Origin of the sequence: Streptomyces sp. NPDC094147 (genome assembly GCF_044764265.1) — a bacterium.
Lineage (GTDB): Bacteria > Actinomycetota > Actinomycetes > Streptomycetales > Streptomycetaceae > Streptomyces.
This window is the reverse complement of the sequence record NZ_JBIWHT010000001.1, coordinates 333,719-349,053: the sequence shown is the minus strand read 5'-3', so window position 1 is coordinate 349,053 and position 15,335 is coordinate 333,719. Positions and strand designations below refer to the sequence as shown.

Below are 15,335 nucleotides of genomic sequence, written 5' to 3'. Positions count from 1 at the left end.
GATTCTCACAGGCTCAGCTCGGGGTGCAGCCGGTCCAGGGACCACACCTGCTTCTGCCGGGCGGAGAGCGCGGTCAGCGCGAGGGCGCCCGCGGTGAACGCCACCAGGACGGCGCAGCCCTGCCAGACCACTCCCAGGTCGCCGCCGGTGATCAGCCTGCGCAGCCCGTCGACCACGTAACTCATCGGCAGGTAGGGGTGGATGGCGTTGAAGAAGGCCGGGCTCGTCTGGACGGGATAGGTGCCGCCCGCCGACGTCAGCTGGAGCATCAGGACGGCGAGCACCAGGATGCGTCCGGCCGCCCCGAACTTGGCGTTCAGCCACTGAACGATCGCCGCGAAGCAGCAGGAGGTCAGGGCCAGATAGCCGAGCGTCCCGGCGGTGCGCTGCATTTCGAGCCCGAGCCCGAAGTGCAGGACCGACATCAGCGCGGCGATCTGGAGCACCCCGACGGCCGCCACCGGCAGCCAGCCCGCGAACGCGATCCGCCAGGCCGAGGCGCCGGCCGCCAGCGCCCGCCGGTTGAGCGGCTGGATCAGCATGTACGCGACCATCGCGCCCACCCACAGGGAGAGCGGGATGAAGTAGGGGGCGAATCCGGTGCCGTAGTTGGGGGCCTTGTGCAGCGCCTGCGAGGCCAGCTTGACCGGGTCGGACATCACGTCGGTGCGCTGGTCACGGGCCTGCTTGTCGTAGTCGGGGATCTGCCCGACGCCGTCGTGCAGGCCGGTCGCCAGCTGGACGGAGCCGTCGGAGAGCTTCAGGATCCCGCCGTCCAGGGCGCCCGCGCCCTTCTTCAGCTTGCCGACGCCCGAGTCGAGGTCGGTGGAACCCGTCTTGGCGCTGCCCAGACCGGCGTGGATGTCGGCCGCGCCCTTGGCGACGTCGTGCGCGCCCTTGTTGAGCTTGTTGATGTCGGCGATCTTCGTCTCCAGGTCGCCGGAGAGCGCCGGTGCCTTCGCGGCCAGGTCCCTGGCCTTCGTCTGGAGGTCTTCGAGGCTCTTGTCGAGCTTCTTGAAATCACCGCCCTGGTCCTTGACGAGGTTGTTGACGTCGTCGGTAAGGGTCGCGCCGGTGGCCATCGCCTTCTTGGCCTCCTTCAGCTTCGGGCAGACCGGTCCCGTCGTGGCCGTGTCCACGCAGAGCTGCTGGTAGAGGGCGTCGAGGTCCTTGGAGGCCTGGCGCGTGCCGGTCGCGGCGGCGGGGGCCAGCCTGATGATCTCGGCGAGGTTGTCGCGCACCGGCTGGATCGAGTCCGCCAGGAGCTTCGCCGAGTCCCCGACGGTCTTGCCGTGGTCCTTCAGGTACGGACGCGCCTGGCCGGCCGCCCCGTTGGCCTCGTCCGCGAGCCGCTGGGTGCCGTCGGCGACCTGCTGGGCGCCGCTCGCGAGGGTGCCAGCACCCGTGTCGAGCGCCGAGATGCCGCCCGCCAGCTTGCCGCTGCCGTCCTTGGCGTCCTTGAGCCCGTCGGCCAGGCTCTTGGAGCCGTCCTTGGCCTTGCCGAGCCCGTCCTCCAGGTCGCCCGCACCCTTGGCGGCCTTCTCGGTCGCGTCGTGGAGATCGGCGAACGAGATGAAGATCTTGTCGAGGAACGACCGCGACGCCTTGGTGGAGGCGGCGGCGCGCACCTCGGAGAACACCGTCCGGGAGATCGAGCCGACGATGTAGTTGTTCGCGTCGTTGGTCCGCACCTGGAGCGCGCCCGTCTCGGGGGAGTCCCCGGAGCTGGACGCGATCCTCTTGCTGAAGTCGGCGGGCATCGTCAACGACAGGTAGTACGTGCCCTTCTCAAGGCCCTTGCCCGCCTCGGCGGCACTGACCTCGTGCCACTCGAAGGTCCTGCTGGCCAGCAGCTTCTTGCTGATCTCGTCGCCCGCGCGGAGCTGCTGCCCGGCGGCGCTCGCCCCCTTGTCCTCGTTGACCAGCGCCACCGGGATCCGGTCGAGACGGCTGTAGGGGTCCCAGAACGAGCACAGATAGAGCGCGCCGTACAGCAGCGGCAGCAGGAGCAGCGCGACCAGCGCGGCCCGCGGCAGCTTCCCCCTGCCGAACCGCTTCAGCTCAAGCGCTGCCAGTCGTGGCGAACGCATCGGCCGCCCCCTCCTCGTTCGTGGCCCCGTCCTCGGCGGCCGCCTCTGTCGTCCGTACGGTGATGTCGGCCTCGGCGGGCGCCTGGCTGCACACCGCGAGCACGGTGGTGCCCGTGTCGGCGACCGAGCGCAGCAGCGCCCAGGCGGCGGTGCGCTCGGCGTCCGACAGCTTCAGGTCGGTGTCGTCGACGGCCAGCAGCAGCGGCCGCCCGATCAGCGCGAGCGCCACCGAGAGCCGCAGTGCCTCAAGCCGCTCCAGGTCGCGTACGGAGGTGTGCTCGCGCTTGGGCAGCGAGGCGAGGTCGAGCCCGGCCGCGGCCAGCGCGTCGGCGATCCGGGCCCGCGCCTCGGAGCGGCGCTCGGCGGGGGAGCGCAGCAGCGCCCGCACCGAACCGTCGTAGCGGCGCTGCAGCATCACCCGCTCGCGCAGGTGCTCGGCGACGGTGAACGCCGGGTCGAGTTCGCTGACCCCGGGCACATGGCCCAGCGCGCTGATCCGCCGTACCGCCGCCATCTTCCGGGGCAGCGGGAGCCCGCCGATCTCGGCCCGGCCCTCGGCCGGCTTCATCCGGCCGGTGAGCGCGAGCAGCAGGGCGGTCCGGCCGGAGCCGGACGGTCCCGCGACGGCGACGAGCGAGCCGGGCGCCGCGTCGATGCCGACCCCCCGAAAGGCCCAGCCTCGCGGCCCCTTGAGGCCGAAGCCCTCGGCGCGTATCGCCGCGCCGGTCGCGTCCGCATGCGGGCTGTCCACATTCCCCCCTGCTCTGCGCGTCCCCCGGGCCGGAACCCCGGCCCCACTTTTGAACTGACTGGTCAGTACAAAAGATTAGCCCGAACCTGTATGCGAGGCAAAGCAGCATGTCGGGTCGCGCGTGATGTGGCGCTTTCGCGTGAGTTCTGGCGAAGGCGGTGGCGAGTTCTCATCTGACCTGGCGAGCCTGGACGGGTGAGCACACGAATGCGAAGCGTGGTGGGCGGGGCTCCGGCGCGGGTCGAGGGCTTCGAGGTGAGCTACATGGGAGGGGACGGGGTGGAACGTCGGCTGCCGTTGGCCAGGGCCGCGCGGGTGCGGTTCGAGGACGGGCGTCCGGTACGCGAGTTCCCCTCGTACCGCGGGCAGCGGAACTATCCGGGGCTGTACTGGTCGGCGACCGTGGGCGCGCATGTCGGCTATGAGTCGTGGCTGGAGCGCGACCATGCGATGGCGCTCGACTTCGATCCGCAGGTGTCGGCGCTGGCCTCGCAGCCTCTCTGGCTGTTCTGGGAGGACGAGCGGGGCAGGACCGTCTCGCACGCGCCTGACTACTTCGTACGCCGTGACGACGGCTCGGTGCTGCTGGTGGACTCCCGTCCGGAGGACCGGCGGCCCGCCCGGGACATGGCGAAGTTCAAGGCAACTGAGCGGGCCTGCGACGAGGTTGGCTGGCGCTATGCCCTGTGGGGCGAGCTCGATCAGGTGGTGTCCGCGAATCTGCGGTGGCTGGCCGGCTACCGGCATCCGCGGTGCTTCCGCGCCGAAGCGGCCGGGCGGTTGCGGGGGTTTTTCTCCCGGCCGGGACTGCTGATGGAGGGTGCTGAGGCAGCCGGTGACCCGATCGCCGTGCTGCCGGTGCTGTTCCACCTGCTGTGGTGCCAGGAACTGGTGACCGACCTGTCGGTGCTGCTGGGTGACCGCAGCGTGGTCCGGCTGGCTGCCGGGGAGGCCGAGTGATGCGGGGCCGTCCGCTGCTGAGGGTCGGGGACCGGGTGGTCTTCGGCGGCCTGGAGCACACCGTGGTGGCCGTCGCTGGCACGACTGTGCGGTTGCTGTCAGCCTCGGGGGAACCGTCCATGGTGCTGGCGGCCTACCTGTTCGCGGCCGCTGACTTCGAGGTCATCGGCTCGGCGCCGGTGGCCCCGCTGACCTCTCAGGGTCTGCTGGACGGGCTGCCGAAGAAGGTCGCGGACGCCGCCTGCCGGTGGGAACGCCATCTGATTGAGGTGGAGACCGGTCTGCCGCCGGACGCTGCGGAGGGAACAGCCCCGCGCCCGGAATACGACCCGGATTCCCGGTCCCTGGCGGAGCGGGAGAAGGCGAAGGCCGCCGAGCTGAAGGCCGGGCTCCGGACGGTTCAGCGGATGCGCCGCCGCTACCGGGAACAGGGACTGTGGGGTCTGGTCGACGGCCGGTACGCGCCCCGGCCGAGGCCGACGGGGAACGTCGACTCGCGGATCGTGCGGGCCACGGTCGCGGCGATCGAGGCTCAGACCGGCACGTCGACGGGCACCAAGGCCCGGATACTGCGGCAGGTCGAGCGGTTCCTGACCGAGGAGTACGGCGAGGGTGTGGTGGCGATGCCGTCCCGTGCGACGTTCTACCGGCTGGTGGTCGCGCTGTCGGCAGGCCGTCATACCTTCGGCTCGGCCGTCACACGCCGTCAGATCGCCAACCGGCCCACCGGGGTGTTCACCGCGACCGTCGCGGCGAGGCCGGGTGAACAGGTGCAGATCGACACCACGCCGCTGGACGTGATGGCGGTGATGGACGACGGGGTGCTCGGCCGCACGGAGTTGACGATCGCGGTCGACATCGCGACGCGGACGATCTGCGCGGCGGTGCTGCACCCGGCCGGGACGAAGGCGGTGGACGCCGCTTTGATACTGGCTCGCATGGTCGTTCCCGAGCCGGTGCGGCCCAACTGGGACGCGTCGTTGCGCATGTCCGCGTCCCGGATTCCGCACGCGCGCCTGGTCAACATTGACACCCGGCTGGAGCTGACGGCCGCCAGGCCGGTCATCGTCCCGGACACCATCGTCATCGACCGCGGCAAGGTCTACCTGTCCGAGACGTTCCTGCGGGCCTGCCGCACGCTCGGCATCTCGGTGCAGCCTTGTCACCCTCGCTCACCTGCGGAAAAGGGTGTCGTGGAGCGGACATTTTCCTCGATCAACTCGCTGTTCACCCAGCACCTGGCGGGTTACACCGGCCGCGACGTCACCCGCCGCGGCAGCGACGTCGAGAGCCGGGCGGCCTGGCCGGTCGCTGACCTCCAGGATCTGCTGGACGAGTGGATCGTCGCCGGGTGGCAGATGCGCCCGCACGAGGGCCTGCGCCACCCGCTCACCCCGGACCGGCCGCTCTCGCCGAACGAGGCGTACGCCGCGATGGTCGCGGCCGCCGGATACGTGCCCGTCACCCCCACCGGCGAGGACTACATCGAGATGCTGCCCGCGCTCTGGCGGGGCATCAACGACTACGGCGTCCAGATCGACTACCGCACCTACAACAGCTCTGCCCTCGCCCCTTACCGAAGGCGAGGCTCCGGGGTTGCCGCTCAGCGCGGGGCCTGGGAAGTCCACTACGACCCTTACGACCTGACCCGGGTCTGGGTCCGTGACCATCACAAGGGCGGATGGATCACCGCGGAGTGGACCCAACTCCCGCTGATCCGGCAGCCGTTCGCTGACTTCACTTGGCGCTATGCCCGCACAATCGCGGCGGCCCGGGGCGTCGACGCCACCAAGGAGTCCTCGGTCGCCGTGGTCCTGGCGGGCATCCTCAAGCGCGCCGAGGAAGGCCCCGGGCCCGAGCGTCGGGCCACAGCTAAAGCCCGCGCGGCGACCGCGATGCCCCGCCGTCTGCCGGTTCCCTTGCAGGCCCCGCCCGTCGGCGACGAACCGGACGACGAGGACTCCGCGGCTGCCGAGGCAGCTGCCGGCGGAGAGGTCGTTCCCTTCGGGCTCTACGACCCCTTCGCGGAAGGGGACGAGCAGTGAGTCGGGACATCGAGGGGATGCCGCCGCTGGCCAGCCTGGACGGCTGGCGCGCGTTCATGTCGCAGAGCCTGCCCGAGCCGCCCCCGCTGCTGCCGGACGGGGCATGGCAGGGCCTCAGCCGCGTCGAGAGAAACGTCTACGACCAGGCCCGCACCGCCTACCACGATGAACTCCTGCTGGTCAGCACCCCCGCGATCCGCAGGATCACGACCACCGGAATGAAGCTGATCGCCCGCAACGCGCGCCGCCAGACCGGCCGCAAGGGGCTGATCGTGTCCGGGCCGTCCGGCACCGGCAAGACCACCTCGGTCTCCCAGCTCGGCAAACGCCACCAGCTCAAGGTCGAGCGCAGTACGCCCGTCGACGTCACCGGCGAGCGCATCCCGGTCGTCTACATCGTCACCCCGCCCGCGGTGAGGCCCCGAGACCTGGTGGTCGAGCTGGCCGCATTCCTCGGCCTGCCCTACGCCTACCGGGAGAGCCCGCAGGTGATCACCCACAACGTGATCTCCGTGCTTCACAAGGTCCGCTGCCGACTGATCGTGGTCGACGAAATCCACAATCTCGACCTCACCACCCGCAACGGTCAGGACGCTTCTGACCAGCTCAAATACCTCTTCGAGCAGATCCAGGCGACGTTTATCTACGCGGGTGTGAACGTCAGCGAGAACGGTCTGTTCTCCGGGCTGCGGGGCCGCCAGCTGGCCGGACGGTTCATCACCTTGCACACCGGCCCGTTCGAGCACGGCACACCTCAGCAGCGCGAGGACTGGGAACGGGTGGTCATGACCATGGAGGCCACCCTCCGACTGCACCGCCAGACCCCCGGCACCCTCCTGCGGCACGAGTCCTACCTGCACAACCGGACCAGCGGCATGATCGGCAGCCTTGACCAGCTGATCTACGAGGCCGCCAACGACGCCATCGCCGACGGCGCCGAGAAGATCACCAAACGGCACCTCGAAGCCGTCGTCCTCGACACCGCTGCTGAGGAGGACCGCCGGTGAAACGCTGGGAGAGACCAGCCCGCCCGCTCCCGCTGCGGGCACGGCCCATGGCTGGCGAGACCGTCGTGTCCTTCGTCGCCCGGCTGGCCGCCGCGAACGACTTCCCCGCCACGTTGCTGTTCCGCACGATCGGGGACTGCACCCCGGGCAAGCACGTCCTGCACCGTGATGCCTACCTCAACGACCCCGCCCAGAAGCGGCTCAGCGTTCTTGCCAGCACCCCGGTCGCCCACCTCCGCAAAGCCCTTCCCGTCCTGAGCCGCTCACCCCTCTACGTGGCGCTGCCCCGCCGGCGGCCCTACGCGCGATTCTTCCGCGGCTCCCCGCATCCCGTCCTGGCCTGCCGCAGCTGCACGCTGCGGCACAGTCCGGCTACCGCCGTCGGATGGGAGTACCGCGACCGGGACCGCTGTGTCTGCCTCGCACACGGCCGCTGGATCAACAGCGATCCCCAGTTCGACCTCGCGGCTGCCCCCGAGGTCGTCACCGCCCAGGCCGAGTACAACGAACTGGTCGCCCGCTACGGCCGCGACAAGGCCTCCGCAGCCCTCTTCCAGGCGTGGAACATGACGACCCGCTGGGCCAGCGAGAAGCGGCACCCCGCCCTGCTCGACCGCTGGGACACCCGGGCCGGAGCCATCGGCGCCAAGGGGCACGGCAAGGCAGCAGTGAGGTTCCCAGAAATGGTGCAGCTCGCCCAGGTGCTCACCTACCCGGACTGGCGCCGCCATGTCTCCATGGTGGAGCTGCACCACCTCAACAACTTCTACCGCTACACCGCTGGAGTCCTCGGCGCTGATCGCGAGGGGTTCATCACCGATCGCGGCCGAGTGGACCCACTCTGCGAATGGGCCCAGGATCTGCGCGCCCGCCACGCTGCCGCCCGCCTCGCGTTCTGGGCCGACCTCCAGAAAAACCGCCCCCGCTACGGGAGCATCCCGCAGCCGTTCCCCGAAAGTCGCCACTTCGAATGAGAAAGACAACGAATGGATGTCTCACGCCGAATGGCGAAGAACCGCTCACAACAACCGCCGTCTCGCCAGGTCAGGAGAGAACCAACACAGCAGGTCAGGCCTGGGGCCGGGTCGATTGTCAGTGGTGCCCCTCACGATGGACACATACGGCCACAGCGCCGTCACACGACGACAGGAGGTTCGTCATGGCCAGCTCCCCCGCAGCAGCCGCACCCCGGCGCCGCGCAAGCAGCCCTGCCCCCTCACTGAACGGTCCGGCGGGCGGTCCCGCGAACGACGTCCATCCCGTGCCGCGCCGGGCGGGCGCACCGCCCGCGGCCCTCGATCTGCTCGCCCAGGCCCGCGGCGGCCTGGACGAGGCGGCCGTCCTCGACGCCCCCAATGAGCGGTACGCGACGGCCCATCTGGCCGCCCTGCGCACCGCGGCCGCCGTCCTCGCCGCCCGGGGCCGCCCCGAGACCAACCCGCGCCGCCGCCAACGCATCCGCAGTGCCTGGGAAGTCCTGCCGGAAATAGCGCCCGAACTGACCGAGTGGAGCGCCCTGTTCGCCTCGGGGGCGCACAGGCGGGCCCGCGCCGAGGCCGGCATCCCGGGCGCGGCCACCACCCGGGACGCCGACGACCTGCTCCGCGACGCGGGCATGTTCCTGCGCCTGGTCGAGCGGATGCTGGTCCTCCAGCCGGTGCTGCCCCAGCCCAGGCCCCGGGCGCCGGAGGCGGAACGGGGGACGGGCTGACGGCGACGGTGCCGCCCCGGCCGCGACGGCCCGCGGCTGATCCGGAGCGGGCCGGGGAGGCAATAGGGTGGACGCGTCTTCACCTTTCCCGCCCCGCCGTCCGCGGCGGCACCGCGCCGAGGAGTCAACTGCCGTGTCGGACCCCATGCGCCCCCGCGCCTCCCTCCGTACCGCTGTGGTCTGGGAGGTCCTCAAGGAAGCGCTCGACCGTCGGGTCAAGGCGACCGGGCGGGAGGCCCTGGACGTCCTGGACACCGGTGGCGGCTCCGGCAACTTCGCGGTGCCGCTGGCCGCCCTCGGCCACCGGGTCACCGTGGTCGACCCCAGCCCCAACGCGCTCTTCGCGCTGGAGCGCAGGGCAGCCGAGGCGGGCGCCGCCGAGCTGGTGCAGGGAGTCCAGGGCGACATCCTCGGCCTCTTCGACGTGGTCGAGCGGGGTGGCTACGACGCGGTGCTGTGTCACGGCGTCCTCGAGTACGTCGAGGACCCGGCGGAAGGCGTGCGCAACGCGGTGGACGCGCTGCGGCCCGAGGGCGCGCTCAGCCTGCTCGCCGCCGGGCTCGGCGGCGCGGTGCTCTCCCGGGCGCTCGCCGGGCACTTCACCGAGGCCCGCCACGCGCTCTTGGACCCGGCGGGCCGCTGGGGCGCGGGCGACCCGGTGCCGCACCGGTTCACCGCCGAGCAGCTCGTCGAGCTGGTCGGCGCGGCCGGGGCCACCGCCGGGGCGGTCCACGGGGTGCGGGTCTTCGCCGACCTGGTTCCCGGTGTCCTGGTGGACACCGAGCCCGGCGCCCTGGACGCGCTCCTCAAGCTGGAGGCCGCCGCCGCCGAGCTGCCCGCCTTCCATGCCGTAGCCACCCAACTGCACGTACTGGGCGAGAAGCGCGGCTGACCCCGCTCGCGCGGCCGTCGGCGGGCTGATCAGGGACGCTGTGCCGCATGGAGTACGCCACAGGCCCCCCGATCGGCGGCTTCGCCCCGTATGATCGGTGGACACCGTCCGGCATGACGGATCGGCGCACGGGGAATTGAATCTCCACAGCCGAACCGCCGTGGCGGCCCGGCTGGCGATTTGGCGTAGAGGGCGGGTTTCACGGGGGCGATTCCCTGCCTATCCTGAAGGGGCCGCATCCGGTCGCCCCCCGCGACCGACGAGTAGGAGGACTCCGTGCCGCTCTCGGAGCACGAGCAGCGCATGCTCGAGCAGATGGAGCGAGCGCTGTACGCCGAAGATCCCAAGTTCGCGACAGCGCTTGAGGGAAGCGGGCTGCGTACGTACACCCGGCGACGGGTCTACCAGGCGGTCGTCGGCTTCTTGGTGGGTATCGCGCTCCTCATGGCAGGAATGGTCGCGCAGCAGATCTGGATCAGCGTGGTGGGTTTCCTCGTCATGCTCGGATGTGCGGTGCTCGCGGTCACCGGTTGGCGCAAGGCGCCGCGTCCCGGTGAACAGGCGCGTGCGGGCGGTTCCGCCGGACCTCGGCAGGCCCGGCAGCGGCGCTCGGTGATGGACCGGATCGAGCAGCGCTGGCAGCGGCGCCGCGATGAGGGGCGCTAACCCCGCCCCGTTCTGACCTGAATTGAGGGGCGGTCACCCGCTAGGTGACCGCCCCTCAGGCATGTCCGGTGCGGTCCGGAGGCATGTCCGATGCCGGCCGGGCTGGCCTTGCCCCGGTGCCGGCCGGGGTGGCCGGTCACCCAGCACCGCCCGGGGGCTCCGCCCCCGGACCCCCGTTCCTCAAACGCTTCTCAAGCTCCCCCAAGGACTAAAGGTCCAGGGGGGACCCCCATGACGGGCTGGATTGTGGCGTCCCGGGGCTGTCACCCGCACCCGGGTCGCCATCTCGACGACCTCCACGGGACCGCAGTGCCGATCCCAGCCCCCGGACCCGCTCACCCCAGTGGGCCGTAGCCGTCTCCCAGCGGAGCGACAGGGTCCAGATCACCCGGACAGCTGAGCGCGGGGCGAGAATCGCGCGCAGGGTGACCCAGCGGCTCGCCTCCGCGCGGAGCCCCGCCGCAACCCGGGCCACGTCGTCCACCAGGCCCGGCGTGGGCTGGGGGCGGGGTGCGTACAGCACCTGCTCCACCGCGCCCGCGGCACGGTGGACGGAGTCCGCCGCGGGGCCGTCGAGCCGGCCGAGCCGGACCACCCGCGCCGCCGCCTTGCGGGGCGTCTGGGACTCGTCGGGCGGGATGCCGTGGTCCCAGGCCGTGTCGGTGATCTCCTGCCAGGCGGCGAGCGTACGGGCCACCGCGTCGGCCGGGGTCCGGCCGCCGGAGCCGAGGCGCCGGGCCCGCACCCGGCTGCGCCACAGCATGGGCAGCAGCGGCAGCACCAGCAGCGCCGCCACCCCGAGGGCCGTACCGACCAGCGTCGATGCCGAGGGGCCGCTGTCCGTGGGGCCCGCCACCCCGGCCGCCGCCGACGGCCCGCAGTCGCCGAGGCGGCGTGCGCTCGGCGGGCAGGACTCCGCGGCGGACGGCCTGGCCGAGGGCTCGGCCGAGGCGCTCCTGGACGGCTGGGCCGGGCTGCTCGGGTTGCCGGACGGAGCCTGCCGGCGGGTGTAGTCGGGGACGGAGCCCCGCGTCGGCGTCGGCTCGAAGCGGGTCCAGCCCACGCCCTCGAAGTACAGCTCGGGCCAGGCGTGCGCGTCGCGCAGGCCCACCGACATCGTGCCGTCCGCGCGCGGTACGCCCGGCGTGAAGCCGACCGCGACCCGGGCCGGGATGCCCAGCGTCCGGGCCATCGCGGCCATCGAGAAGGAGAAGTGGACGCAGAAGCCCTCCTTTTCCTTCAGGAAGTTGGCTATCGCCTCGGTGCCGCTGCCCGACTGGACCTGGGTGTTGTAGGTGAAGCCGCCACTGGTGGAGAACCAGTCCTGGAGCTTGACGGCCTTCTCGTAGTTGTTCGCAGTGCCGCTGGTGACCTGCCGCGCGGTGGCGCTCACCACGGAGGGCAGCGAGTCCGGGACCCGGGTGTACTCCGCCAGGAGAGCGGCGGGCGGTGCCGGGGCGTTGGCCAGCTGGGCCGCCGTCGGCTGCACCAGGAGGCTGCCGACGGTGTACTGCGCACCCCGGGTCGTCTGCTTCCGGTCGCCGACCAGGGTCCGGCCGACCGGCTCGAACCGCCAGTCGCCCTTGATCTTGACCTGGGTCGCGGGGAACGGCATCGGCAGCCAGTTCTGCGCGTACCAGCCCGCCGCCGAGATGCTGGTCTGCACCTCGGTGGTGCTGACCGACGGGCTCAGCCCGTCCGGCCTCGGCAGCGGATCGGGCACGTCCTTGATGCGGCGCTCCGAGGACTTCCAGGACGCCCCGTCGAACTCGTCGAGCGCGACGATCCGCAGGTACATCCCCTTGGTGTCCCGGGCGTTGGTGTTGTACCGCAGCACCTCGCGGTCCTGGGGCTGGTTCAGGCTGTTCTGCAGCGACACCAGCGGGTTGACCGCGGAGATGGTGCCGCCGTTCCCGTCACCGTCCCCGGTGCCGCCGCCGGAGCCGAGCAGCCCGTTGTCCAGCGCGGGCAGCATCGCCGGGATCACCAGGGCGATGCCGAGCGCGAGCACGCCGATGCGCCGCCCGGTACGGACCGGGGCCAGCGGCGCCGCACTCTCGAACACGCCCTGCTGAGGCCGGCCGGGCGCCCGCGCGGCCCCGCCGAAGACCCGGCCCCACTGCGAGAGCCGGTCGCGGCCCTCGGCGAGCAGGAGCAGCAGATAGCCGGCGGCCGCCAGGACGAACCAGAGCCAGCTCGCGCCGCCCTCGGAGAGCCCCGCGGCCACCGAGTACAGCGCGAGCAGCGGCAGACCCGCCGGGGCCGCGCTGCGGAACGTCACCGCGAGCGCGTCCACCGCGAGACCGACGATCAGCACCCCGCCCACCAGCATCAGCCGGATGCCCGGGGTGGCCGGCGCCGGGATCGCGTACTGGCCCACGTCCGAAGTGCCCTGCTGGAGCAGGGTGTTGAAGTGGTCGAAGACGTCGGGCCCCGGCAGCACCCCGGCGATCGCCTGCTCGCGCGCGAACACCACCGTCAGCGCGAGCAGCGCCACCACGGCCTGCGCGAGCACCGTCAGCGGCCTCGCCAGCGGCACCCGCCGGGCCAGCGCGCCGACCCCGCTCAGGATCGCGAGCAGGAAGGCGGCCTGGAGGATCCAGGGCGCCGGGTTGACCAGCGGCAGCATCGAGCACGCCGCCATCACCGTGGCCGCGTAGGCGCACAGCGCCAGCCGTCCGCGCCCGCTCATGACCATCCCCCTGCCGTGCCGGGAGCGCCGCCGGGCGCCGCTCCCGCGTTCGTACGTTCCTGGCCCGCGAGGCGCCACAGCTCGGGCAGGGCCGCGCCCGGCTCCACCGCGAGCGCCGTCCAGCCCCCTTCGCGCAGCAGCCGCAGCCGCTCCTCGACGGGGCCGCGCTCCGTGGCGCCGGGCATCCACCGCCCGCTGTCGAGCACGAAGGCGACCGCTGCGCCGCTGCGCCGCCGCATCTTCGCCGCGACCGCGGCCTGTTCCTCGTCGAGATCGCCGAAGAACCCGATGAGCAGCCCTTCGTTGCCGCCGCGCAGCACGTCGTACGCGCGCGACAGTCCGCCGCCGTCGGAGTGGTCGACGACCGCGAGGGTGTCCATCATCAGCCCGGCCGAGTCGGAGGAGTCCTGGGTGGAACCGGCGAAGCCGCCGGCCCCCTCGCCCGGCACCGAACTGCCCGTGTCGGTCAACAGCCGTACGGAGAAGCCCCGTTCCAGCATGTGCGCCAGCGCGGAGGCCGCGCCCGAGACCGCCCATTCGAAGGCCGAGTCGGGACCCGCGCCCGCGTACGCGATCTCCCGGGTGTCGAGCAGCACCGTGCACCGGGCCCGCTGCGGCTGCTCCTCGCGGCGCACCATCAGCTCGCCGTAGCGCGCGGTGGAGCGCCAGTGCACCCGGCGCAGGTCGTCGCCGTGCCGGTAGCCGCGCGGGATGACGTCGTCCTCACCGGCGAGCGCCAGCGAGCGGTGCCGTCCGTCGCCGTACCCGGCGGCCTCGCCGGACAGCCGCACCGGCGGCAGCGGCTCGGTCCTGGGGATGACGGTGAGCGTGTCGTACGCACTGAAGGCGCGGGTCAGCTCGCACATCCCGAAGGGGTCGGTGAGCCGCAGCTGCAAGGGACCGAGCGGGTAGCGCCCGCGCAGATCCGAGCGCACCCGGTAGGACACCTCGCGCTTGCCGCCCGCCTCGACCCGGTCGAGCACGAAGCGCGGGCGCGGGCCGAGGACGTAGGGCACCCGGTCCTGGAGCATCAGCAGACCGGTGGGCAGCCGGGAGACGTTGTCGACCCGCAGCTGGACCCGGGCCTCGGCGCCGGCCGGGACCCGGCCGGGGGCCAGCCGGCGGCTGCCGGCCACGCGGTAGCGGGTCCGGTAGAGCACCACCGTGCAGACCAGCGGGAGCACGGCGAGCAGCAGACCGACCCGGAGCAGGTCCTCCTGGCCGAGCACGAAGGCGCAGACGGCGGCGGCGACGCCCGCCGCGAGAAAGGAGCGGCCGCGGGTGGTGAGTCCGGACAGGGCGGCCCACGGCCCGCCCCTGGCCTGCTCCTCCGCGGCAGGCCCCCCGGCCGCCATCACAGCCGCCGGGCGCCGGGCGGCTGCTGGCCGTACAGCGGATTACCGGCCTGCGGAACGGGCGTGCGCTGGAGGATCTCCAGGACGACCTGCTCGGCGGTGCGCCGGTTGAGCTGGGCCTGGGCGGTGGGCAGCAGCCGGTGCGCGAGGACCGCGACGGCCAGCGCCTGGACGTCGTCGGGCAGCGCGTACTCGCGGCCGCTGAGGGCGGCGGACGCCTTCGCCGCGCGCAGCAGGTGGAGCGTGGCGCGCGGCGAGGCGCCGAGTCTGAGATCCGGGTGGTTGCGGGTGGCGCCGACCAGCTGCACCGCGTACCGCCGCACCGCGTCGGCGACGTGCACGCCGCGGACCGCGTCGATCAGCTTGACGATGTCATGGGCGTGCGCCACCGGCTGGAGGTCGTCGAGCGGGGAGACGGCGCCGTGCACGTCGAGCATCTGGAGCTCGGCCTCGGGCGTGGGATAGCCCATCGACACGCGGGCCATGAACCGGTCGCGCTGTGCCTCGGGGAGGGGGTAGGTGCCCTCCATCTCCACCGGGTTCTGGGTGGCGACGACCATGAAGGGGCTGGGCAGTTCGTAGGTCTGCCCGTCGATGGTGACCTGCCGCTCCTCCATGGACTCCAGGAGCGCGGACTGCGTCTTGGGCGAGGCGCGGTTGATCTCGTCGCCGATCACGATCTGCGCGAAGATCGCGCCCGGCTTGAACTCGAAGTCCCGCCGCTGCTGGTCGTAGATCGACACACCGGTGATGTCCGACGGCAGCAGGTCCGGCGTGAACTGGATGCGCCGGACCGAGCAGTCGATGGATCTGGCCAGCGTTTTGGCCAGCATGGTCTTGCCCACGCCGGGCACGTCCTCGATGAGGAGGTGCCCTTCCGCGAGCAGTACGGTCAGCGAAAGCCGTACGACCTCGGGCTTGCCCTCGATCACACTCTCCACCGACCTGCGGACGCGCTCCGCTGTGGCGGTCAGATCTGTGAGGCTCGCTCGATCGTCATAGGTCGTCACCCGGCCCTCCTCGGCCCTTGCATACGGGCCGATGCGCCTTCGACGGCCCGGCCCACCCCGGAATACGGACACCACGGCCGAACGGTTCGGACCGGTGTCACATCCGCATTCTTGTTGGCGTTCGCGCGCCGTGTCACTCGCCTGTGGACAACTGAG

Annotated in this window: 12 protein-coding genes; 7 read left to right on the top strand and 5 right to left on the bottom strand. The window is 72.1% G+C overall.

The window, feature by feature from the left end:
* Nucleotides 1-5 precede the first annotated feature (5 nt).
* Together ACIQ8J_RS01600 and ACIQ8J_RS01595 are read right to left on the bottom strand one after the other, a co-directional pair.
* Nucleotides 6-2,090, bottom strand: coding sequence for a YhgE/Pip family protein (locus ACIQ8J_RS01600; protein WP_403263710.1), 2,085 nt, complete (start codon nt 2,088-2,090; stop codon nt 6-8).
* Nucleotides 2,062-2,841 (bottom strand): ATP-binding cassette domain-containing protein, encoded by a 780-nt coding sequence (locus tag ACIQ8J_RS01595; RefSeq protein WP_403263708.1) that lies wholly within the window; start codon nt 2,839-2,841, stop codon nt 2,062-2,064. Before ACIQ8J_RS01595 ends, ACIQ8J_RS01600 begins: the two co-directional genes overlap by 29 nt.
* Before the next feature lie 264 nt (nt 2,842-3,105).
* On the opposite strand from ACIQ8J_RS01595, the gene ACIQ8J_RS01590 reads away from it, so the two are divergent.
* The 7 genes from ACIQ8J_RS01590 to ACIQ8J_RS01560 all read left to right on the top strand — a co-directional run bounded on the left by ACIQ8J_RS01590 (nt 3,106) and on the right by ACIQ8J_RS01560 (nt 10,122).
* The gene (locus ACIQ8J_RS01590) at nt 3,106-3,801 is read left to right on the top strand and encodes a TnsA-like heteromeric transposase endonuclease subunit (RefSeq protein ID WP_403265155.1); all 696 of its coding nucleotides are present in this window, start codon (nt 3,106-3,108) and stop codon (nt 3,799-3,801) included.
* Entirely contained in the window at nt 3,801-5,846 is a 2,046-nt protein-coding gene (locus ACIQ8J_RS01585) for a Mu transposase C-terminal domain-containing protein (protein ID WP_403263706.1), read from the top strand. The genes ACIQ8J_RS01590 and ACIQ8J_RS01585 overlap by 1 nt, the downstream gene beginning before the upstream one ends.
* Nucleotides 5,843-6,853 carry a TniB family NTP-binding protein gene (locus ACIQ8J_RS01580; RefSeq protein WP_403263704.1) on the top strand — a complete coding sequence of 337 codons (1,011 nt, stop codon included), beginning with the start codon at nt 5,843-5,845 and terminating at the stop codon, nt 6,851-6,853. Before ACIQ8J_RS01585 ends, ACIQ8J_RS01580 begins: the two co-directional genes overlap by 4 nt.
* 47 nt (nt 6,854-6,900) lie before the next feature.
* Entirely contained in the window at nt 6,901-7,827 is a 927-nt protein-coding gene (locus tag ACIQ8J_RS01575; RefSeq protein ID WP_403263702.1) for a hypothetical protein, read from the top strand.
* Nucleotides 7,828-8,012: 185 nt separating this feature from the next.
* Nucleotides 8,013-8,564: an SAV_6107 family HEPN domain-containing protein gene (locus ACIQ8J_RS01570; RefSeq protein ID WP_403263700.1), complete on the top strand. Its 552-nt coding sequence runs from the start codon at nt 8,013-8,015 to the stop codon at nt 8,562-8,564.
* Between the two features lie 133 nt (nt 8,565-8,697).
* A complete protein-coding gene (locus ACIQ8J_RS01565) occupies nt 8,698-9,456 on the top strand; it encodes a class I SAM-dependent methyltransferase (protein ID WP_403263699.1) in 759 nt (252 codons plus the stop codon).
* 276 nt (nt 9,457-9,732) lie between these two features.
* Nucleotides 9,733-10,122 carry a DUF3040 domain-containing protein gene (locus ACIQ8J_RS01560; protein ID WP_403263697.1) on the top strand — a complete coding sequence of 130 codons (390 nt, stop codon included), beginning with the start codon at nt 9,733-9,735 and terminating at the stop codon, nt 10,120-10,122.
* A 208-nt stretch (nt 10,123-10,330) separates the two neighbouring features.
* Here ACIQ8J_RS01560 and ACIQ8J_RS01555 read toward each other — a convergent pair whose 3' ends face one another.
* From ACIQ8J_RS01555 to ACIQ8J_RS01545, 3 genes are read right to left on the bottom strand one after another with little or no spacing between them, the layout of a single operon-like run.
* Nucleotides 10,331-12,814: a transglutaminaseTgpA domain-containing protein gene (locus ACIQ8J_RS01555; protein ID WP_403263695.1), complete on the bottom strand. Its 2,484-nt coding sequence runs from the start codon at nt 12,812-12,814 to the stop codon at nt 10,331-10,333.
* Nucleotides 12,811-14,169 carry a DUF58 domain-containing protein gene (locus ACIQ8J_RS01550; protein WP_403263693.1) on the bottom strand — a complete coding sequence of 453 codons (1,359 nt, stop codon included), beginning with the start codon at nt 14,167-14,169 and terminating at the stop codon, nt 12,811-12,813. Before ACIQ8J_RS01550 ends, ACIQ8J_RS01555 begins: the two co-directional genes overlap by 4 nt.
* Complete coding sequence (locus ACIQ8J_RS01545) at nt 14,169-15,179, bottom strand: AAA family ATPase (RefSeq protein WP_403263692.1); 1,011 nt, start codon at nt 15,177-15,179, stop codon at nt 14,169-14,171. The genes ACIQ8J_RS01550 and ACIQ8J_RS01545 overlap by 1 nt, the downstream gene beginning before the upstream one ends.
* Nucleotides 15,180-15,335 lie beyond the last annotated feature (156 nt).